Here is a 21,030-nt window from a genome sequence, read left to right as displayed (position 1 = left end):
TAAATGGAGTAAGTTCATTCGATCTAAAAATGGAGGAGATGAATTTTTTATGAGTAAAAAAATCGCATGTGTAGTAACGAATATGTTTGAAGACTCGGAGTACAGTGAACCGGCAAAAGCATTTGAGGAAGCCGGCCATACGGTAACTACGATTGAAATGGAACAAGGGAAAAATGTTAAAGGCAAACAAGGTGAAGTCGAAGTCACAATAGATGAAAGCATCGATTCAGTAAAACCAGAGGAGTTTGATGCTTTGTTCATTCCTGGAGGTTTTTCCCCAGACCAGCTACGTGCAGATGCACGCTTCGTAACGTTCGCAAAATCGTTCATGGATGAAAAAAAACCTGTATTTGCAATCTGTCATGGACCACAGTTGCTGATTACTGCCAAAACACTTGAAGGACGTCATGCAACAGGGTATAAATCTATTAAGGTAGATATGGAGTATGCAGGTGCTACATATTTAGACAAAGAAGTCGTTGTTTGCGGCGATCAACTTGTCACCAGCAGGACACCAGAAGATATCCCAGCCTTTAATCGAGAGTCACTTAGATTATTGAAATAAAAAAATCCCGACGCCGTCGGGATTTCAGACTGTAGACAAACTCGATGAAAATCGAGTTTGTCTACAGTTTTTTTGAGGGGTTGTAAAAATTCGAACGTTGATTTCCACTCCAGGCACTCGCTTTCCGCGGGCGGTCAGGGAGCCTCCTCGGCGCCTTTGCGCCTGTGGGGTCTCCCTTGGACACGCTTTTCCCGCAGGAGTCTCGCACCTTCCGTTCCAATCAACTTTGTTTTAACAATTAGAAATAAACACTTTTTCCTACAGTCTTTTTTGTTTTAATATAGGAGTATTAAAACTTGAGGTGATGACGATGCTTTCGAAACATAATTCTATTCAGCGAGATCAACTTGAAATGATTACTTTGGACCAACTGGTGCCAGCGAACCATTTGGTTCGTAAAATTGAGGGGGCCATTGACTTCACTTTCATTTATGACTTGGTGAAAGAGATGTATTCAGAGATAGGCCGCCCAAGTATTGATCCAGTTATTTTAGTTAAATTGACATTCATTCAATATACCTTCGGTATTCGTTCGATGCGTAAAACGATTGAAGAAGTTGAAACGAATATGGCTTACCGTTGGTTTTCAGGTTACGGTTTCCATGATAAAGTACCTCACTTCTCAACGTTCGGGAAAAATTATGAGCGTAGCTTGTAATGGCTGGTGTTTTGTAAGCTGCATCTGCGGCAACAGCTTCAGGTTTTCCACACCAGCTTTACCCTATACACGTCCACGAACAAAAGAAGGGTTCTTTCGCAAGCATGACTATGTTTACGAGGGCTATCGCGAGTACAAATCACCCAAACACACTTGTGCGACATGCTCATTTTTATCACAGTGTACAGTAAGCAAAGACCATCAAAAAGTGGTGACACGCCATATCTGGCAAAATTATATGGAAGAAGCAGATCATCTGCGTCACCACAAGGATGTAAAACCTATATATGCGAAATGCAAAGAAACAATAGAGCGTGTATTCGCAGATGCAAAAGAAAAGCATGGTATGCGTTGGACTACTTTAAGGGGACTTAAAAAATTGTCGATGCAGGCGATGCTTACATTCGCTGCCATAAATTTAAAGAAAATTGCCAATTGGACATGGCAAGGTCCAATAATGGCTTAATAAAGTGGGCTCGTAGAGGCCCAATCTCTTAATCTTGATCAAAATTCAAAGGGAATTTCAAAAGGGGTCCAGAATTAAAACATTCTGGACCCCTTTTGTCTACAAACTGAAATCCCGACGCCGTCGGGATTTTTTCTTTAATAATGGTTTTAAGGATTCATATACTTCCATCTTTGCAGTAAAATAAAAGGAGAGACGAAAAAAAAGGAAGTGTAACGATTGATCGTATTAAAATCTGCACGTGAGATTCAAGCGATGCATGACTCAGGTAAAATTTTGGCAGCTTGTCATAGGGAAATTGCAAAATTAATTGTACCCGGTGTGACAACATGGGAAATTGAAGAATTTGTTGAAGGGTTTTTAAAGAAACATGGGGCGAAGCCAGAACAAAAGGGTTACAAAGGGTATGAATATGCGACATGCGCAAGCATCAATGAAGAAATCTGTCATGGTTTTCCTCGAAAGACACCTTTGAAAAATGGCGATATCGTAACAATTGATATGGTTGTTAATTATAACGGCGCGCTTTCAGACTCTGCCTGGACGTACCCGGTCGGTAAGGTTTCAAAGGAAACGGAACACTTACTGCATGTGACAAAGGAATCTTTATATAAGGCGATTGAAGTATCTGTAGAAGGCAATCGTATTGGCGACATTGGTCATGCTATTCAATCATATGTAGAAGCGGAAGGCTTCTCTGTCGTCCGTGATTTTATCGGCCACGGGATTGGAAATGTTATTCATGAAGAGCCTCAAGTTCCGCATTATGGATTGCCAAATAAAGGGCCGCGCCTAAAAGAGGGCATGGTATTCACAATTGAACCGATGGTGAACGTAGGTACATATAAAGCCAGCAGGGATGCGAATGGTTGGACCGCCTCTACTGCAGACGGGAAATACTCGGCTCAATATGAGCATACGATTGCCATCACAAAGAACGGTCCACTTATTTTAACGGAACAATAATGATTTGGTTATCTTATCTCCTAAAAAGCGAAAAAAACAGCATCGGAAATTGATGCTGTTTTTTTCATTTCATTTAATTGGTCGTTCCAATGAATATAAATCTTCTTCGATGTTCCCAATTCGGTCCTCAATTACTGTTTTAGCATCTTTAATGCCCTCGTTATATATAAAGGGAGCGATGTTGTCGAGAATGAATTGTAAGTGGTTTTCAGCAGCAATTTCGCCAATTTTTTCACCATTCTCCTGGTAGACATACTCTTGAATGCGTTCAATCATCGCGCGTCGCTTTTCTAAGGGAAATTGAATAAACATAAAAAAACTCCTTCATATCTGTTCTAAAAACCATGAAATGAAATGATCCGAATTTAAAGGGAAGACGGGTACTGAAGCATTGCTCATTGATTGCTCCAAACAGTCAGGCCAAGCAATAATTGCTTTGATATTATTAAGCTGTTTTAGTAATAGAAGGTCATTTTCCTCTTTGATTAGAATTACCTTAGGAAAGTCTTCCTGTTTGTATCCTTCGATCAAAATCACGTCGGGATGAAAAAGAGCCAGGAATTGAATCAGCTCTGCTATAGAGGTTCCATTTCTAAAGTTGCCAAGTAATTCAATCGTCCCGTCTCCTTCAACAAGTGATGCAGCTGCCCCAGCCTGAAAGTGTTTGGTCGAATCCTTTATACTTGTATGATCGGGTTTTCCGCCATGCCCATGATGCTTTAATACGGCTGTTTCCAAGTTTACTGCGCGAAGCTTCTCAATTATATTCGTAATGAAAGTCGTTTTTCCTCTATTTTGGTAGCCGACCACTTGAAATATAAATGGTTTCACCAAGGCCATACGCATCCTTCTTGGTCATCAAGAAGAAGGACGTCCACGATATCGCCAGTTTTGAATCCACGAGTGCCTCCAGGTAATACGGTTAGTGAATTTGCTCCTGCAAGGCTTGTTGTTATATTGGATTTATCTACACCACTAGGGATAACCTTCAGTTGGCCAGATTCGAAAAATAAACGAGTTCGCAAAAGCCGTGAGAAGGGATTGGGCTTTAAGAAATCCTCAGCCAATTGCGCTTTTTCTTTTCGTAAATGAGGCTGCTCAGAAAACAGCATGGTTCGAATAATCGGTCTTGCAAATAACTCAAAGCCGACATAACTGGCAGATGGATTACCAGATAAGCCGAATAGAAATTTATTATTAAATACAGCAACTGTTGTTACACTGCCAGGGCGCATGGCTACTTTATTGAATAAAACATTAGCTCCTATTTTCTGGTAAATGTCAGGGAGAAGGTCGAAATCACCGACGGAGACGCCCCCCGTTGTAATGAGAAGGTCGACTTCCTCCAAGGCTGAGGAAATCGCCTCATAGCTTAAGTCAAATTCATCCTTAAGTTTTCCATAAAAACGAACTTCTCCTCCTGCTCTCTGAATTTGGGCGGAGATGGCATGAGAGTTGCTGTTGCGAATTTTTCCCGGTTGCAATGGTTCACTGACATCTAGAAGTTCTGACCCTGTAGCAAATAAGCCGACGACAGGCTTTTTGGCAACTGGAACTTCAGCGTAACCGAATGTAGCAAGCAAGCCGATGATGCCTGGATTAATCATTGTGCCTTTTTTGACAAGAATATCACCTTTTTTTGCATCCTCTCCTTTGAAAGACACATTTTCGCCTGAGTTAAGAGAGCGTTTAAAGGATATGTATTTCTTCCCGTCCTTTTCAAATTCCTTGGTGAGCTCGAGCATAATAACTGCATCACATTCATCTGGCATCTGGGCTCCAGTCATGATTCTTGCTACCTGGCTTTGTTGCACAGGAAGAGTAGAAACCATCCCTGCAGCCAACTCTTCTATCACTTCGAATTCGAGCGGATTATTAAGGGAACCTTCAGCCGTATCTTCAGACCTGAGGGCAAAACCATCATACGGTGAACGGTTGAAATGTGGAACATCATTTGTGGCTATAATATCTTGAGCTAAAAAACGATAATGACTTTCCTCAAGAGCAACTATTTCCACCTGTCCTTCTAATTTATGTTTCATCACTTTTTCTACTGCATCTGCGAGACTAATGGGCGTTCTTCTTTCTACCATACCTACAACTCCTGTCTGATTGTCCAATAATATTCACTATAACAAATTTAGCAGAATTCTTTAATAAATAAAAAACCCTCACCATTATGGGAGGATTTGGATGTTATTTATTACGGAGTCTTCCAAGTTCTTCAGCGATTGCTTCCATTTCACGGACACTAAAGTTTGTTTTTTTCATCACCATTTTATAAATATCATGAAGTTCTTCATACATTTCGATATCGAAATGGGTGGATTTGATTGCTCCGAAGTTCATTACTTTTAGTTTATCCTTGATTGCTTCTACCATAAACTCGACACTTTCGGCTGTATTTTGTGTTAAATCCATTTCCCTCATCCTTTCACACGTTTCTAAATTATTTTCATCTTTGCATGATTACCCCTATAAGTCAATGAATATTCAGTAGGAAAACGACGCATTATCTCCGATTTACTTGATTGTCTCGCGTTTTAATGTGAGCATGTTTGGGAAAAGATAGGAAAAAACTTTTTTAAACACTGTATAATGGAGATAACCACCATTACCCATCGACTAATATATGACGAGGAGGAGAATATATGAGCAACATTCGTGAAGAATATAAGTGTGCAAAGAAAAGTAAATTTATGCAAGCGGTTTTTATAGGGGCTCTAGCTGGGGCTGCTGTTAGTCTTTTTGATAAAAACACGCGAAGTTCCGTATTGGCAAACAGCAAAAGTTGCATGAATAATATGAAAGAACTAGTGAAAAACCCCAATGGAATCCTAACTCAAGTACGTGAAACATCTTCAAAAGTTCGTGCCACAGTTGAAAAAATTTCCGATGATGTATCCTTCATTTCCCAAAGAGTAGAGGAGATGAAAGATATTCCATCGCAAGTTGCGCATGTTGTGATGGAGACGAAAGAGGTCTTCTCTGCGGAAGGACAGCAAGAATCGTCTTCAAACCATGATTTAGAAGAGCGTATTCCCTTAAATTAGATAATGAGGTGGAGGTATGGCCGATAAAAAAGAATGGTTGAAATGGTCATTCTTCAAAACTTTCATAAAACGGTTACAAGTGGATGATGTGTCGGGACTTGCCGCCCAGCTGTCCTATTTCTTTTTACTTTCCCTGTTTCCGTTACTTATTTTCCTATTTACTTTATTGGCCTACCTGCCATTTTCACAGGAAGATATTTTACGTATAGTCCGTTCATATGCACCAGATGGTTCTATGGCAATCATTGAGGGAAATCTAGCAGAAGTTATGGAAGGGAATAGTACCTTATTGTCGTTTGGTGTCATCGGAACAATATGGTCAGCATCTAATGGAATGAATGCAATTATTAAAGCCTTTAATCACGCATATGGTGTAAAAGAAAGTCGAACTTACTTTATTTCCCGGGGAATGTCGATTATTCTCACATTAGCGATGATTTTTGTTTTTATTGTCGCTTTGTTGCTTCCTGTATTCGGAAAGCAGATAGGTATATTTTTATTTGCCGAATTTGGGCTATCTGACGAATTTTTGTCGATTTGGAATCATATGCGCTGGGTGATTAGCACAATTGTATTATTTATCGTGTTTACGATCCTCTATTTGATAGCGCCCAACAAAAAGTTGAAATGCCTGACAGTGCTTCCGGGTGCTATTTTTGCCACGGCTGGCTGGAGTCTCGTTTCCTTTTTATTTTCTTTTTATGTAGCGTACTTCGCAAATTATTCTGCAACTTATGGGAGCCTTGGTGGGATAATCGTGTTAATGGTCTGGTTTTACTTATCAGGGCTAATCATAATTCTAGGCGGGGAAATTAATGCACTCATAAGTAATAAAGAACAGCCAAAATGTGAATGAGCTTCCTAAAGTTCCCGTAATAGCTATAAGTCCTGCAGCTAATGCTAATCAAGAAATGACGACTTAGTAGTAGGGAGGAATTCTTTCATGGGTAAAAGCAACAAAAAGCAAAAAGGAAAAAAAGGTTCGAACCATAAAACGTCAGGTTCTGCTAATGGGAAAAACGGCTATCACTAAGTAGAATGAACACAAAAAAAGGGGCCTTATAGGCTCCCTTTTTTGTTTAGTTTTTCAATAATCTTAAACTGTTCAGAATAACTAGAATGGTGCTTCCTTCATGGCCAATTACGCCATATGGAAGGTCGAGGAATTGAAGGAAGTTGGATGCAATCAGAACCATAATGACAGAAATCGAGAAAACGACGTTTTGTTTAATGATTCGGTTCATTTTCTTAGATAACCTTACTGCTTCGGCAATACGCGGTAGGTCATTCTTCATTAGGACAACATCCGCTGTTTCCAACGCAACATCTGTGCCTTCGCCCATTGCAATCCCGACAGAAGCAGTTGCAAGTGCAGGTGCATCATTAATTCCATCTCCAACCATTGCTACAGTACCGTATTGTTCTTTCAACTTTTTCACTTCAGTAACCTTAGTTTCAGGTAAGCATTCAGCAATATATGCATCGATATGGCTCTCAGATGCAATCGCTTTAGCGGTCTTTTCACCATCGCCTGTCAGCATAACGGTATGAATGCCTTCATTTTTCAATGCTTCGATAGCAGTAATCGTTTCTTCACGCACCACGTCTTTCAATGTAAGAATGCCGGCAATACCTTGATTGTCTCTTGCATAAACTATCGTCTTTCCTTGTTCAGCTAGTGTTAGTGCAATACCGTTTTGAAATTGTTCGGCTTCACTTCTTCCGACGAAATCAGCTTTTCCTACTTGCCAAAGCACTCCGTTGAAATATGCTTGAACCCCATTACCTGAGATATCTTCCATATTATCCGGTTTAATGATGTCTTTAACTAATTTAGTTTTAGCGTAGCGCACAATTGATGTTGCCAAAGGATGGTTCGAATAATTTTCAACAGATGCAATATGGAATAGGAAATCTTCTTCGTTTAAATCTTCACGGATAATTACATCCGTTACCTCTGGTTTTCCTTTTGTTAATGTTCCGGTTTTATCTAAGGCAATTGCTCTCAAGTTGCCAAGATTCTCAAGATGGATACCGCCTTTAAATAGAATTCCATGACGAGCACCATTAGAGATGGCAGATAGCGTAGCTGGCATAATAGAAGCTACGAGGGCACAAGGTGAAGCAACAACAAGCAAAATCATTGCCCGGTAAAATGTTTCGGTCCAACTCCACCCTAATACAAAATGCGGTACGAACAACATCAAAGCGACAACGGTTAAAACAATTTTTACATAGGTTCCTTCAAAACGTTCAATGAACAGTTGAGAAGGAGACTTTTCACTTTGTGCAGATTGAACGAGAGTAATTATTTTTTGAAATAATGTTTCATTTGCTGGTTTTGTAATTTCTACGGTAATCGTTCCACGCAGATTCACTGTTCCCGCAAATACTTCATCATCCAATGACTTACTAACTGGAATAGATTCGCCAGTGATCGCCGCTTCATCAATATTGGTACGTCCGTCCGTGATTTTTCCATCAGAGGGTATTCTTTCACCTGGTTTTACCAAAATTAGGTCCCCGACTTGTAGCAGGGAAACGGATACGGTTTCTTCATATCCATTTGTGATTCGCAGCGCTTCTTCCGGCTGTAAATCCATAAGTGCTGAAATTTCTTTATGACTTTTATTCATTGTGTATGTTTCAAGCGCCCCGCTCAAAGCAAAGATGAAAATTAAAATCGCGCCTTCCGTCCAGTATCCGATAATCGCAGAACCGATGGCCGCGAAAATCATTAGCATCTCAACATTCAATTCCTTATCGGCAAACGTATCTTCAATTCCCTCTTTTGCTTTAGCATAACCGCCGATTAGGAAGGAAGCTAAATATATAACGATAGAAGGAGTTTCAAGTCCATTCTTAGAAAGCACCCAGCCTAATAATATTAATACACCGCTAAACAATGCGGCAATAAGTTCTAGATGGGGTTTTACTTTTTCCAACCAAGAGGTTTCGCATGCAGTCGGTTGTGTTAATTGTTTAGTATCAGTGGTCATAAGATTCCCTCCCATATTCTTTTCTATTTTTGTGTAAATGATATAGATTATCATTTGTATAATATCTAATTGAGAAAGATAATCAACGTCATTTCTCTGAGTAAAATATGAAAGCTGTCACCAAAATTGCGATGACAGCAACGATTTCAAAGGTTTATTAACGTGATGTTCTTTTTATTAATATTATATTAACACATATCCTATTCAAAAATAAAGAAGAATGATTCTAATGTAGGAAAAAATATAAAGAACCATAAATTATATCATTTGACCACTATATGATAAAAACAATACAAATTGAATAATAAATGGAGTAGTTCAGATAATAAACTATACTACAAGCTTGGAGCAGGCATTTTTTCCTTAAATAGCACCAGTGAAATAAAGACAAGAAGAAGCATTATACTAATTAGATAGAAAAAATTACCTCCTTGTAAGTATTCGATGACTAAACCACCGAAAAACGGACCACCAATGCTGCCGAGACTGTAGAAGATGCTGCATAACAGATTTCCTGCAGGTAATAGGTTGCGAGGCAAAAGGTCTGCCATATAACTGATTCCTAAAGAGAAAGTCGAACCCACCATCATCCCGCCAAGCAGGAAGAAAATGAACAGACCGATTACGGAATATGAAACAATTCCAGCTAGAGTAAATACGGTAAAGCCTGAAAAAAGAATGATCAGCAAGATTTTTCGTCGGCCAAATCGGTCACTGAGCATTCCAAGCGGAATCTGTGAAAGCAAAGTACCACCTGAAAATGCTGGAATGATAAGCGATACTGCGGTTAAATCAATTCCAGAGCGCAATGCGAATACTGGAAAGTTACTATTCAATGAGGATTCAAGTACACCAAAGGTGAATGGAAGTAAAAAGGCGACCCATGCGATGCGACTCACTTTCGTAAACCGTTTAAGTGTACCGAAGAATGATGTGCTTTCTGATTCATCTTGTTCAGGAAGCTCGTTTTTAATCAGGAATACAGTCATCCACGTAAGCAGGCTTAGTATGGATGTAATGATGAATGGCAAAGACTGATTAATCTCCAGAAGCTTCGTCATTAGCGGACCAACCATGAAACCAAGACTGAAAAATAGTCCATAAATAGCGATATTCCTTCCGCGCTTTGCTGAAGGGGAAATAGCGGTAATCCATGTCTGGGTAGCAAAGTGAAGGGTATGATCACCGATTCCGATGAAAAAACGCAGAGCAAACCAAAACCAGAATGATTTCCAGACCGGAAATAAGGCAAGTGAAAGAATTACAGTTATTCCGCCAAACAATATTAATGGCTTATAGCCATATTTGCGGAGAGGTGCTTCCATAAAAGGAGAAATTAAAAGAATCCCAATATAAAGTGACGCAGCATGAAATCCATTTAAGGAAGAGCTAATTCCGTCATTTTCGAAAATAATTGCGATAATTGGCAGAAGCATTCCTTGAGAAAATCCAGATATGCCGACCATACAAATTAGAACACTAATAAGCAGCTTTTGATTCATAAGTTTTCGTCTCCTAAGATATGTATACCTTGTTGATGTTACATCCAGGGGAGAGGGTTAAGCAATAGAAATTTGGGTAAATGTTGACAAGAAGAGAATATCGTTAAAAATCCCCTTTTTCATTTCGGGAAAATTATGTATGATAATTTTTGTTACATATTAAATTGCATATAGAATTGTGAGGAGAAATATCGTGGATAAAATATTTTTGGGGCTCGTCCTCTTAGGTGTCCCTTTATCAGTTATAGGTTCTTTGATGCATTGGCCGAGTGTAATCATGTTTATTGTGTATTGTTTAACAATTATAGCGCTCGCAGGTTTTATGGGCCGGGCAACGGAAAGTCTAGCGATTGTGATGGGACCAAGGATTGGTGGACTGTTGAACGCAACCTTTGGTAATGCAGTGGAACTGATTATTTCCATTTTTTCATTAAAGGCAGGGCTAGTGGGCGTCGTATTAGCCTCTTTAACTGGATCGGTATTAGGAAACTTATTGTTGGTGGCAGGACTTTCCTTTTTTATTGGGGGGACGAGGTACAAACGGCAGAAATTTAATGTGTTCGATGCAAGGCATAACGCTGGTCTGCTAATCTTCGCCGTTATTGTTGCTTTCGTGATACCGGAAGTGTTCACCCAAAACATGAGCGAATCAAGTACAATGTCGTTAAGTGTCGGAATTTCCATTATTTTAATCTTATTATACTTAGCAGCATTATTCTTTAAATTAGTTACTCATCGCGGGGTTTATCAGCATGCGGAAAAAAGAGAAGCCCATGAGGAACATGAAGAGGAAATACCGGAATGGAGCAAGAAAAAGGCCATTACAATTCTTGCAGTTGCTACATTGGCTGTTGCTTACGTATCGGAAAAACTTGTTCATACTTTCAGTGAAGTCGGGGAGACGTTCGGGTGGACAGAGTTATTTATCGGAGTCATTATCGTTGCCATCGTAGGTAACGCGGCTGAACATGCATCAGCCGTTATTATGGCATATAAAAATAAAATGGATGTCGCTGTTGAGATTGCAGTCGGTTCTACGCTGCAAGTAGCGATGTTCGTTGCTCCTGTCCTAGTGTTGATATCATTAATGTATCCAACACATATGCCGCTTGTTTTCACATTGCCTGAGTTGATTTCTATGGTTACGGCTGTCTTTCTGATGATTATGATTTCGAATGACGGGGAAACGAACTGGTTTGAAGGGCTTACCCTGTTGGCTGCTTACTTTATTATGGGGATTGGATTTTACTTATTATAAGAGTGTCAGGCCTTCCAAATCGGGAGGTCTTTCTTTATGAGAAATGCGGATACATAAAAATGACTCTGCCCAGGTTATTTAGCAGAGTCATTTCTATATTAGTAAATTACCATTCATAAATTAATCCAAAATTTTTCATCATGCTTCTGTTAAAGTTGAGAAATAATTCTAGAGTGTTACACCATCCTTTTACATCAAATTTAAGTAAGTGGCGAATTCGTTTTTCTGTCATCCTTGAAAAGGGTGTTTTAGATCGATAAGCATACCTCCTGAACGTTTATTAGGTATGAACGATTTCGCCTCCTTTTTATAATGTAAGTTAAGTATAACCGATTTATATAAAAAAGTAAATATTCTGAACTTTACAAATTTATTACAAAATCAACATGTTATTGAAATGTATAGAATGTTGAGGAAAAACAAAATCTATAAACAAAATGATTGAACCTTTTAAAGGAGTGCTACAGCATGAGACGACTTATTCTTATTACAGTGTTTGCCCTAACTGCCTTTATTCAGGCGAATGTAAGTTTTGCAGCCCCTATATCAGCCGGAGATAAAACAACTCCGAACAAGGTGAATATCCCACCTTCCGTATTAAATATTGCGAAGGAGAATACGTATCCGAACTCGACTCAGGATCTTCCAATGCTGCAGCCGAGTGAGTTTGCTAAACAGTTGATTGATTCATCGGATATTAAGATTGAAAATCCAGAACTCATTCATATGTTGAATGAATCAGCAATTGCAAAAGCACCGCTTGCTTTTGGTTACAGGGCGACCATTTACCTTGGCCATTGGGCGTTGAATTACGAGTCTTCCGAGACGGCACCCAATTGGGAATATCAAAAGATCAATATGAATTACTATGATAATCGCGGCGGTGATGTTCCATACAGAATCCGTTATGTCCAAGAAAACCAAAAGGCAGTGAGTGGTGGACTAACAGCGAAAATTCCTAAGGCCGAGGATGTTAAAAAGATGATGTTATTAAAAGCTACGGAAAAGACCCATTTGCCACTCGCTTTTGAAACGATTGTTGGAGCTGGTACGAAAAAAGATGAAGTATACAATGTTGCTTCAAATCGGATTGGTTATTTATCTAGCTATGCTTCTGCCGTCAATGAAAAAGGTAAGGTCACCTATGGAGAAGTATATTTGAACCTTAAAGGAAATAAACGCTCGATTACGATTAAAAATATTACCTCGCAAGGCATAGGAGCTTGGATACCAGTTCAGGACCATGTTTCCTTCAGCTTTACTGTTTCGCAACAGCCACGGTAATGAAGGTGAAGTAAAAAAACTCGCCTGATTGGCGAGTTTTTTTCTCATATATTAGACTTTCTTACGCTGAAGTCTTCTTTAGGGTAATATGCATTTTTGACAAGAACATTCGGACCGAGACATTTAACCGACGAACAGTGGCAGTTTAATTCATTGGCCAGCTTCGAATTCATCCATGTTTCATAGGATTCGGTTAACGGCTGATCAATGATATTTCCCAAAGTGGGTGCATCCCCAAAATCGGTAACAATGACTTCTCCGGTAAAAATATTGACATTCAAACGAGAGCGTCCATCAGGGTCATTCCGAACTGTCACTTTTTTAGCACTGTAAAGCCGCTGAAGCAGCTCTAATTCTTCTTTGTTGTTGTTACATGGATAGAATGGGAGCGTTCCGAAAAGCATCCATACATTTTCATCCCGAATATCAAGTAGATGATGAATCGCCTCGCGCATGTTCTCCAATGATAACGTTTCAAGTGCTGAGGCGAAATCACTTGGGTACATCGGATGTATTTCATGGCGCTGACATCCCATTTCATCGACAATCTGTCTGTGGATATGCTCAAGATGTGGCAAGGTGCGTTTATTAAGCATCGTTTCTGCAGAAACTAGTACACCTGCTTTTGTCAGGGCACGGGAATTTTCAATCATTTTATCAAATAATTTTTTTCGTTGCTCGCGCGAAGGTTTGCGGTCCATCATGGCAAAACCGATATCGATGAATTCATCGATCGTTCCCCAGTTATGGGAAATATGAAGAACATCCAAATAGGGTATGATTTCCTCATACCGTTCCAAGTCAAGGGTCAAGTTAGAATTGATTTGGGTACGAACTCCACGGTTACGAGCATATTTTAATAAAGGTAAAACATAATTTTTCACTTGTTTTTTAGAAAGCATTGGTTCACCGCCAGTTATACTTAGCGAGCGAAGCAATGGTATCTCATCGAGGCGCTGAATTATTAATTCTAAAGGAAGAGCATCCGGGTCTTTTGGCTGAAGTGTGTAACCGACAGCACAATGTTCGCAACGCATATTGCAAAGGGTAGTGGTTGTGAATTCGACATTGGTAAGACTGAGCTTTCCGTATTGTTCAACGTCCATATATGCTTCCCAAGGATCATACTTGGGTGTGATTGGTGTTAAAAGATCTTGCTTGATCATAGACATGTTTAAAACTCCTTACGTAATAATGCACTAACCCATTATGAACAATGGGCACAAAAATTGTCAAATGGCGGAGAGCTTCATTTTAGCTTGCCATTGCACTTTCAAGAGGATTTCGTTACGATGGAAGAAGAACGGAAGGAGAGTGCCTCATGGGAAAAACCATTACAGGTAAAAACGAACAATTAACATACTTAAAAGAACGCCTCACGATGTTCATGGAGGTTCTTGACCATATTGAACCAGAAAATACAGAATTAGAAGATATTGATCGCTTAATCGGCATGCTTGATGATTTGGAAGTTAAAGTAGAACAATTTAAAACGCGCAAAGAAGGATAATATCTGTACGATAGTATGATTTTTTTATAATTAATATTCGTAAAGGGATGACGCTATTTACTCGTCATCCCTTTATATATGTAATGAAGAAAAATGGTTATTCAGTATTAGGTAATGATTGGGAATGTTTTTTTTGCTTTATGCTAATCTTAGCGCCCCTGATTATTTCTCTTTACACCGATTTCCATTAAGAAAATTAATTACTTGTTTTCGAAAGATTATGTTAGATGTATAATAAAACGGGTGTTGTATCATTCGCTCTTAATAGAGAAGCGGTGAATGATTAAATCTAGGGGAAATAAGAGGGGGAAGAGAAATTTGGATATTCAAAAATTCCAAGAAAGTATGTACAGTCTTATCGTTGAAACTTCAACGAATCTTCCAAAGGATGTTCGTCGTGCGGTCAAAAGTGCGAAACAACGTGAAAATGCAGGTACGCGTTCAGCGTTAAGCCTAACAACAATCACGAATAATATTACAATGGCTGACGACAATGTATCACCGATTTGTCAGGATACAGGTCTGCCGACATTTAAAATTAAAACTCCAGTTGGTGTGAACCAACTTGAAATAAAAGAAGCAATTCGAAATGCAATCATTTTAGCAACAAAAGGCGGAAAGCTTCGTCCAAACGCAGTTGACTCTTTGTCAGGTGAAAACAGTGGGGATAACCTTGGGGAAGGTCTTCCTGTCATGAAATTCGATCAATGGGAAAAAGATTACATTGATGTGCGTCTTATATTAAAAGGCGGTGGCTGTGAAAATAAAAATATTCAATACAGTCTTCCGATGGAGATTGAAGGATTAGGTAAAGCCGGCCGTGATTTAGACGGAATCCGTAAATGTGTTCTTCATTCCGTATACCAAGCGCAAGGACAAGGCTGTAGCGCAGGGTTCATCGGCGTTGGTATCGGGGGAGACCGTTCATCCGGATATGATTTGGCTAAGGCTCAACTTTTCCGCAGTAACGAAGATGTGAATCCGAATGAGGATCTTCGTAAACTAGAAGAGTATATCATGGAGACGGCAAATGAATTGGGAATTGGCACAATGGGCTTTGGCGGCGAAACAACACTGCTTGGCTGTAAAATTGGTGTCATGCACCGTATTCCGGCAAGCTTTTTCGTATCGGTTGCTTATAACTGTTGGGCTTTCCGTCGCTTAGGTGTGAAAGTGAGCCCAGAAACAGGAGAAATCAATGAATGGCTATATCAAGATGGTGAGAAAATTGACTTTGCTCTAGAAGCAGAAAAAGCAGCGAAAGAAGAAGTAGCCGCAGCAATAGAAGCTGAAGTTGAAGCACCGCGTGAAATCATCCTTCAGGCACCAATTACGGAAGAACAAATCCGTGAGCTGAAAGTTGGTGACGTAGTCCGGATTAACGGAAGAATGTATACTGGCCGTGACGCGATACACAAGCACTTGTCTGAAAACCCTGCACCAATTGACCTTGATGGACAGATTATCTATCATTGTGGGCCGGTTATGCTTAAGGACGAAGAAGGTAAATGGCACGTGAAAGCTGCAGGTCCGACAACTAGTATTCGTGAAGAACCATACCAAGGCGATATCATGAAAAGATTTGGCATTCGCGCTGTTATCGGTAAAGGCGGAATGGGTCCAAAAACACTAGAAGCACTAAGCGAACACGGTGGTGTTTATTTAAACGCGATCGGTGGCGCAGCTCAATATTATGCAGACTGCATTAAATCAGTCGAAGGTGTGAACTTCACTGAATTTGGTATTCCTGAAGCAATGTGGCACCTGAAAGTTGAGGGATTTACCGCAGTTGTTACCATGGATTCACATGGAAACAGCCTGCATAAAGACGTACAGCAATCTTCATTAGAAAAACTGTCACAATTCAAAGAACCTGTATTTAAATAAGATGTATGCAAAAGACGCTCACCAATTCGGTTGAGCGTCTTTTTACCTTACTCTTCTATTTTCGGCAATGGATCAATCCTTTTTGAATCCCCTAAATTCAATCCACTTTTCACAAAATAAACAAACAGCCCCGCACCTAATCCCAGACAACCAATAAAGCCTAACGTAATTACCCATTCCAGCATTGTATACGCCCCCTTGCTAATGTATATGAAAAAAAAGGCTATTATTGCCTTAAAAAAGTACAATCTTTTTGCACCTTTGCTCATACATTAGAAGAGAAAGGGGGGAGTAAAATGCAAAATAGCATCTTATTGTTCTTTGTCGCAATGTTAACAGGTTTTGCTTTCATCCATCTTCCTGTGGCAGGCACGATTTTCTCCGGACTTGAACCAACTTTAGACGTAATTGGAATTGTAACCGTTATCGTTTTTGCCATCGTCATCATTTGGAAGGCGGTACAGGCGTTATTTAAAGGGTAAATAGATAGGGGGCCAATCCTTTTAGGAGGATAGGCCTTTTTTGCGTGGAATTCGTTCGTTGTGGAATTCGTCCGTAACCGGGGATAATTTGGCCTATAGAACAATAATTCGGCCGTCATCGGCAAAAATTTGACCTACAGAAAGATAATTCGTCCGTCACCGCAAAAATTCGACCTACAGAACAAAAATTCGACCGTCACCGGCAAAAATTCGACTGTCACCGTGGATAATTCGACCTACAGAAAGATAATTCGTCCTACAGGAAGAAAAATCGACCGTCACCCGCAAAAATTCGACCTACAGAAAGATAATTCGTCCTACAGGAAGAAAAATCGTCCGTCACCGCAAAAATTCGACCTACAGAACAAAAATTCGACCGTCACCACGAAAAATTCGACCTACGACAATATCATGCATATAAATCTTCATGTTCCAAACACTAAGAAAAAAAGAACATGGGGGATAATCCAATGAAAAAAATGGCGATTCTATCCGTTTTTATCTGCTTGATCTGCTCTTTAGCAAGTCCGGCTTTTGCGGAGTCCTATAATTGGGGCTTCAATAAAGGGAAAAACGGAACTCCTGCCGATGCAGGAAAAAACTTCAATGAAATGCTGCCTAAATATGAAGCAATTTATAAAGGTGACACAACGAAAAAAAACATATATTTAACGTTTGATAATGGTTATGAAAATGGATATACGGCACAGATCTTAGATGTGTTAAAAAAACATAAGGCCCCAGGAACTTTTTTCGTCACTGGTCATTATTTAAAAACCGCACCGGAGCTTGTTGTCCGTATGGCGAATGAAGGTCATATCGTCGGAAACCATTCCTGGAATCACCCTGATATGACCAGTGTGACGGATGAAGTCATTCGCACGGAACTGCAACGGGTTAAAAAAGCAACTGAAAAATTAACGGGCCAACAGGGGATGAACTACCTAAGGCCGCCGCGTGGTGTATTCAATGAGAGAACAATGAAAGTCGCACAAAAAGAAGGATATTACCACATTTTCTGGTCGCTTGCTTATAAAGACTGGGTCGTTGACCAACAAAAGGGTGCAGCTTACGCTCATGATGAAGTGCTTAAACAGATTCATCCAGGGGCGATTTTATTACTGCATACTGTTTCAAAAGATAATGCAGAGGCGCTTGACTCAATTTTGACTGATCTTGAAAAACAAGGATACAAATTCAGCAGTCTGGATGAATTAATGATTGAAAAACACCTGCCAAATCGAATGCTTTATTAAAATAAAAAGCGGAACCTGAAGTGAGATTACAGGTCCCGCTTTTTTCCATTCTCCTCATTTTTAAGTAATATTTCAGGAAACATGCTATAATACGTGGAAAACTGCTAAAGGATGGATCGCTTGTGTGGACGGAAAAATTACAGGTCCAGGGACCATATAATTTCGACCTTGTTCTCGAACGATTATCGTTAGACCCACTTCAAGTAGTTGATTTTACTAACAGAACGGTAAAAGTTCCGCTTTATATAGAAAAAGAACCAGTCGTTTTGCATGTTCAGGCAATAGGAAACATCGAAGAACCGACCTTTATCATTAAAGGTCAATCAGAGGAATACAAGTCTAAAGCAATCGAACGGTTAAAAAAGGTTTTTCATTGGCATCAGCCATTAGAAGGCGTTTCCCAGCATTTCCGAAAATCTGATTTAAGGGGAATCTTTGAAGAGCACCGCGGTACAGCCATAGTCTTGGACTTCGATTATTACAGTTGCCTCGTCAAATGCATTATACATCAGCAATTAAACTTGTCTTTTGCGCATATACTCACGGAACGGTTCGTGAAAACATTTGGCAACCAGATAGATGGTGTGTGGTTTTATCCAACACCGGAAACGACCTCACAACTTCAGGTGGAACAGTTAAGAGCCATTCAATTCAGTGGCCGAAAAGCTGAATACGTCATCGGACTATCCCAGCAAATCACTCATGGCCATCTTAATCTTGATCTGTTGGCAGAGCTATCCGATCAAGAGGTTATGGATATACTAATAAAAATACGCGGAATCGGTAGATGGACGGCTGAAAACTTCCTGCTTTTTGGACTCGGAAGGCCGAACCTTTTTCCAAAAGCCGATATTGGCATTCAAAACGCCATAAAACTTTTATACGGCTTACCGCAGAAGCCAACCCAAGAAGAAATGGAAACCTACAGTGAAAAATGGGCTCCATATCTAAGCTACGCTTCCCTCTATTTGTGGAGAAGCATCGAAAAACGGAGTGAAAAGAAATGACAAACATGCAAGATACAACACTAGAAGTAAATCAAACCCTTCCATTAACCATTAAACGGCTTGGCATAAACGGAGAGGGAGTCGGCTACTTTAAAAAGAAAGTCGTCTTCGTCCCAGGAGCATTACCAGGTGAAGAAATTGTAGCTTTAATTACAAAAGTGCAGCCAAACTTTTCTGAAGCAAAAATAAAAACCATCCGGAAAGAATCGCCACACCGCATTGCCGCACCATGCCCAATCTACGCAGAATGCGGTGGCTGCCAACTACAGCATTTAAGCTATAGTCAACAGCTTATTGAAAAACGCGATATCGTCATTCAAGCGATGGAACGTCATACGAAATTCCCGATTTCTTCATTAAATATACAAGAAACAATCGGCATGGAAGATCCTTGGAACTATCGTAACAAAAGTCAGTACCAAGTCGGTCAGAAAGATGGCAAATTGATTGCCGGTCTTTACGGTTTGAACTCCCATAACTTGATCGATATTCCCAACTGTCTTGTCCAACACAAGGCTACTAATAAAGTAACCCGTACGGTGAAGAAGATACTAAAGAACCTGAATATCTCGATCTATAATGAAAGAAAGAGAAAAGGTGTGATCCGAACAGTCATTACAAGAGTTGGCTTTGAAACAGGCGAAGTACAGGTGGTCTTAGTTACAGGAGCGGAAGAAATTCCACAAAAAGATCAATTGCTTAAGCAAATTCGTGACCAACTGCCGGAAGTGAAATCGGTCGTTCAAAATATTAATAACCAAAACACATCACTTATTTTTGGCGAAAAGACGATCCATCTGGCTGGCGAAAAAGTCATCAACGAAACATTGGGTGATCTATCGTACGAACTATCGGCCCGTACTTTTTTCCAACTTAATCCAGTTCAAACAGTCCGCATGTATGACGAAGTGAAAAAAGCGGCAGCCCTAACCGGTACCGAAAAAGTCGTTGACGCGTATTGCGGCGTAGGAACCATCGGACTTTGGTTATCGGAAGATGCAAAAGAGGTTCGCGGAATGGACGTCATCAAAGAATCCATTGAAGACGCCAAGAAAAACGCCATAAAACACAAACGTACCAACATGCACTACGAAACAGGAAAAGCCGAAAACATCCTGCCGCGCTGGACCAAAGAAGGATGGAAACCGGACGTATTAGTCGCCGACCCACCAAGAACTGGCCTGGACCAATCCTTACTGCAAACTATCCTAAAGGTCAAACCAAAAACCATTGTGTATGTATCATGTAACCCATCCACATTGGCAAAAGACCTACAAGAATTGAGCGCTTTATATAACGTAGAATCCATGCAGCCTGTGGACATGTTCCCGCAGACGAGTCATGTTGAAGTTGTGACGAAGTTGAAAAGGAAAGAATAAGCAGAAGGATCCGAGAATCTGTAAAAGGTTCTCGGATTTTCATCTGCGTTTATTTCAATCCATTTGTGAAATAATGAAGGTACTGTAAAAAATAAGAAATATACAGGAGGTTTATGGATGCATAATCATGATATTTTAATTCGATTAAGATATGCGCTGGATATAAAAAATAAAGATATGGTAGAGATATTTAAACTTGGGGATATTGAAGTAACAAGAGAAGAAGTCATGCAGATGCTCACAAAACCAAAAGACGGTTTCTATGATGAATACGACGACGATGATATGGATGATGAAGGTATAAAATGTAACAATACGATGTTGGAATCTTTTTTAAATGGCTTGATCATTTTTAAAAGAGGGAAACAAGAACCAAAACCCGGCCAGCCAGAAAACCCGGCACCTACTGCAAAGAATAAGGAAAGCATGAATAATATTCTGCTAAAGAAATTGAAAATTGCGCTGACATTAACAAGCGAGGATATGATTGATATCCTGGATGAAGCAGGAGTCATGATAACTAAAGGAGAATTAAGCGCCATCTTAAGAAAAGTTGGTCATAGAAATTATAAAGAGTGCGGGGATAAATTCGCCAGGAATTTCTTAAAAGGGTTAGCTTATAAATATAGGGGATAAGGGAGCAGTAAAGTAGTTGAACTAAAACTACTATATGAATGAGATGCTCATACCAATGCTCAATTTTTTTGGAAAGTTACTTAACCGTTAATAAGAAATAAAAGAATCCTAATTTCTCATTT

The 21,030-nt window shown here is 39.8% G+C and carries 21 protein-coding genes and 1 pseudogene; 14 read left to right on the top strand and 8 right to left on the bottom strand.

Annotated features, from left to right (window positions below):
- Positions 1 to 49: 49 nt before the first annotated feature.
- From JFU24_RS13595 to map, 3 genes and pseudogenes are all read left to right on the top strand, one after another.
- Positions 50 to 565, top strand: coding sequence for a type 1 glutamine amidotransferase domain-containing protein (locus JFU24_RS13595; protein ID WP_201250105.1), 516 nt, complete (start codon positions 50 to 52; stop codon positions 563 to 565).
- Between the two features lie 310 nt (positions 566 to 875).
- Positions 876 to 1,689 (top strand): annotated as a pseudogene (locus tag JFU24_RS13590) (transposase).
- Between the two features lie 219 nt (positions 1,690 to 1,908).
- Entirely contained in the window at positions 1,909 to 2,655 is a 747-nt protein-coding gene (gene map, locus JFU24_RS13585) for a type I methionyl aminopeptidase (protein WP_201183028.1), read from the top strand.
- Positions 2,656 to 2,724: 69 nt separating this feature from the next.
- On the opposite strand, the gene JFU24_RS13580 is transcribed toward map, so the two are convergent.
- The 4 genes from JFU24_RS13580 to JFU24_RS13565 form a co-directional block, all read right to left on the bottom strand.
- Positions 2,725 to 2,967: a DUF2164 domain-containing protein gene (locus tag JFU24_RS13580; protein WP_201183026.1), complete on the bottom strand. Its 243-nt coding sequence runs from the start codon at positions 2,965 to 2,967 to the stop codon at positions 2,725 to 2,727.
- Positions 2,968 to 2,979: 12 nt separating this feature from the next.
- The gene (gene mobB / locus JFU24_RS13575; RefSeq protein WP_201250104.1) at positions 2,980 to 3,495 is read right to left on the bottom strand and encodes a molybdopterin-guanine dinucleotide biosynthesis protein B; all 516 of its coding nucleotides are present in this window, start codon (positions 3,493 to 3,495) and stop codon (positions 2,980 to 2,982) included.
- Positions 3,483 to 4,748, bottom strand: a complete 1,266-nt coding sequence (locus JFU24_RS13570; protein ID WP_201250103.1) for a molybdopterin molybdotransferase MoeA — start codon at positions 4,746 to 4,748, stop codon at positions 3,483 to 3,485. Before JFU24_RS13570 ends, mobB begins: the two co-directional genes overlap by 13 nt.
- A 103-nt stretch (positions 4,749 to 4,851) precedes the next feature.
- Complete coding sequence (locus JFU24_RS13565; protein WP_053344366.1) at positions 4,852 to 5,076, bottom strand: DUF1128 domain-containing protein; 225 nt, start codon at positions 5,074 to 5,076, stop codon at positions 4,852 to 4,854.
- A gap of 230 nt (positions 5,077 to 5,306) precedes the next feature.
- Here JFU24_RS13565 and JFU24_RS13560 point away from each other — a divergent pair, with 230 nt between their 5' ends.
- Together JFU24_RS13560 and JFU24_RS13555 are read left to right on the top strand one after the other, a co-directional pair.
- Entirely contained in the window at positions 5,307 to 5,708 is a 402-nt protein-coding gene (locus JFU24_RS13560; RefSeq protein ID WP_201222254.1) for a YtxH domain-containing protein, read from the top strand.
- Positions 5,709 to 5,724: 16 nt separating this feature from the next.
- The gene (locus tag JFU24_RS13555; protein ID WP_201222252.1) at positions 5,725 to 6,564 is read left to right on the top strand and encodes a YihY/virulence factor BrkB family protein; all 840 of its coding nucleotides are present in this window, start codon (positions 5,725 to 5,727) and stop codon (positions 6,562 to 6,564) included.
- 223 nt (positions 6,565 to 6,787) lie between these two features.
- Here the strand turns inward: JFU24_RS13555 and JFU24_RS13550 are convergent, their stop codons facing one another.
- The gene (locus JFU24_RS13550; protein WP_201250102.1) at positions 6,788 to 8,707 is read right to left on the bottom strand and encodes a heavy metal translocating P-type ATPase; all 1,920 of its coding nucleotides are present in this window, start codon (positions 8,705 to 8,707) and stop codon (positions 6,788 to 6,790) included.
- Between the two features lie 335 nt (positions 8,708 to 9,042).
- Positions 9,043 to 10,209 carry an MFS transporter gene (locus JFU24_RS13545; RefSeq protein ID WP_201250101.1) on the bottom strand — a complete coding sequence of 389 codons (1,167 nt, stop codon included), beginning with the start codon at positions 10,207 to 10,209 and terminating at the stop codon, positions 9,043 to 9,045.
- Positions 10,210 to 10,399: 190 nt separating this feature from the next.
- Here JFU24_RS13545 and cax point away from each other — a divergent pair, with 190 nt between their 5' ends.
- Positions 10,400 to 11,467 (top strand): calcium/proton exchanger, encoded by a 1,068-nt coding sequence (cax, locus tag JFU24_RS13540; RefSeq protein ID WP_053347939.1) that lies wholly within the window; start codon positions 10,400 to 10,402, stop codon positions 11,465 to 11,467.
- A gap of 468 nt (positions 11,468 to 11,935) precedes the next feature.
- Positions 11,936 to 12,751 (top strand): YfkD famly protein, encoded by an 816-nt coding sequence (locus tag JFU24_RS13535; protein WP_053344371.1) that lies wholly within the window; start codon positions 11,936 to 11,938, stop codon positions 12,749 to 12,751.
- 44 nt (positions 12,752 to 12,795) lie between these two features.
- On the opposite strand, the gene yfkAB is transcribed toward JFU24_RS13535, so the two are convergent.
- On the bottom strand, positions 12,796 to 13,917 hold the full coding sequence (gene yfkAB / locus JFU24_RS13530) for a radical SAM/CxCxxxxC motif protein YfkAB (protein ID WP_201250918.1): 1,122 nt from the start codon (positions 13,915 to 13,917) through the stop codon (positions 12,796 to 12,798).
- A 155-nt stretch (positions 13,918 to 14,072) separates the two neighbouring features.
- Between yfkAB and JFU24_RS13525 the strand changes: the two genes are divergently transcribed.
- Both JFU24_RS13525 and JFU24_RS13520 read left to right on the top strand, forming a co-directional pair.
- Complete coding sequence (locus JFU24_RS13525) at positions 14,073 to 14,261, top strand: SE1561 family protein (protein WP_053344373.1); 189 nt, start codon at positions 14,073 to 14,075, stop codon at positions 14,259 to 14,261.
- 318 nt (positions 14,262 to 14,579) lie between these two features.
- Positions 14,580 to 16,148 (top strand): fumarate hydratase, encoded by a 1,569-nt coding sequence (locus JFU24_RS13520; protein WP_274606919.1) that lies wholly within the window; start codon positions 14,580 to 14,582, stop codon positions 16,146 to 16,148.
- A 47-nt stretch (positions 16,149 to 16,195) separates the two neighbouring features.
- On the opposite strand, the gene JFU24_RS13515 is transcribed toward JFU24_RS13520, so the two are convergent.
- On the bottom strand, positions 16,196 to 16,333 hold the full coding sequence (locus tag JFU24_RS13515; protein WP_162878737.1) for a hypothetical protein: 138 nt from the start codon (positions 16,331 to 16,333) through the stop codon (positions 16,196 to 16,198).
- Between the two features lie 111 nt (positions 16,334 to 16,444).
- Here JFU24_RS13515 and JFU24_RS13510 point away from each other — a divergent pair, with 111 nt between their 5' ends.
- The 5 genes from JFU24_RS13510 to JFU24_RS13490 all read left to right on the top strand — a co-directional run bounded on the left by JFU24_RS13510 (position 16,445) and on the right by JFU24_RS13490 (position 20,908).
- Complete coding sequence (locus JFU24_RS13510; protein ID WP_201183013.1) at positions 16,445 to 16,630, top strand: hypothetical protein; 186 nt, start codon at positions 16,445 to 16,447, stop codon at positions 16,628 to 16,630.
- A gap of 470 nt (positions 16,631 to 17,100) precedes the next feature.
- Positions 17,101 to 17,886, top strand: coding sequence for a delta-lactam-biosynthetic de-N-acetylase (gene pdaA, locus JFU24_RS13505; RefSeq protein WP_201250100.1), 786 nt, complete (start codon positions 17,101 to 17,103; stop codon positions 17,884 to 17,886).
- A 122-nt stretch (positions 17,887 to 18,008) separates the two neighbouring features.
- Positions 18,009 to 18,893 carry a DNA-3-methyladenine glycosylase gene (locus JFU24_RS13500; protein WP_201250099.1) on the top strand — a complete coding sequence of 295 codons (885 nt, stop codon included), beginning with the start codon at positions 18,009 to 18,011 and terminating at the stop codon, positions 18,891 to 18,893.
- On the top strand, positions 18,890 to 20,272 hold the full coding sequence (gene rlmD / locus JFU24_RS13495) for a 23S rRNA (uracil(1939)-C(5))-methyltransferase RlmD (protein ID WP_053344378.1): 1,383 nt from the start codon (positions 18,890 to 18,892) through the stop codon (positions 20,270 to 20,272). Before JFU24_RS13500 ends, rlmD begins: the two co-directional genes overlap by 4 nt.
- A gap of 117 nt (positions 20,273 to 20,389) precedes the next feature.
- Positions 20,390 to 20,908: a DUF1456 family protein gene (locus JFU24_RS13490; protein ID WP_053344379.1), complete on the top strand. Its 519-nt coding sequence runs from the start codon at positions 20,390 to 20,392 to the stop codon at positions 20,906 to 20,908.
- Positions 20,909 to 21,030 lie beyond the last annotated feature (122 nt).

The organism is Peribacillus sp. TH27, assembly GCF_016650915.1.
Lineage (GTDB): Bacteria > Bacillota > Bacilli > Bacillales > DSM-1321 > Peribacillus > Peribacillus butanolivorans.
Note: the sequence above shows the minus strand (reverse complement) of the source record. Positions and strands in the feature narration are given on the sequence as shown.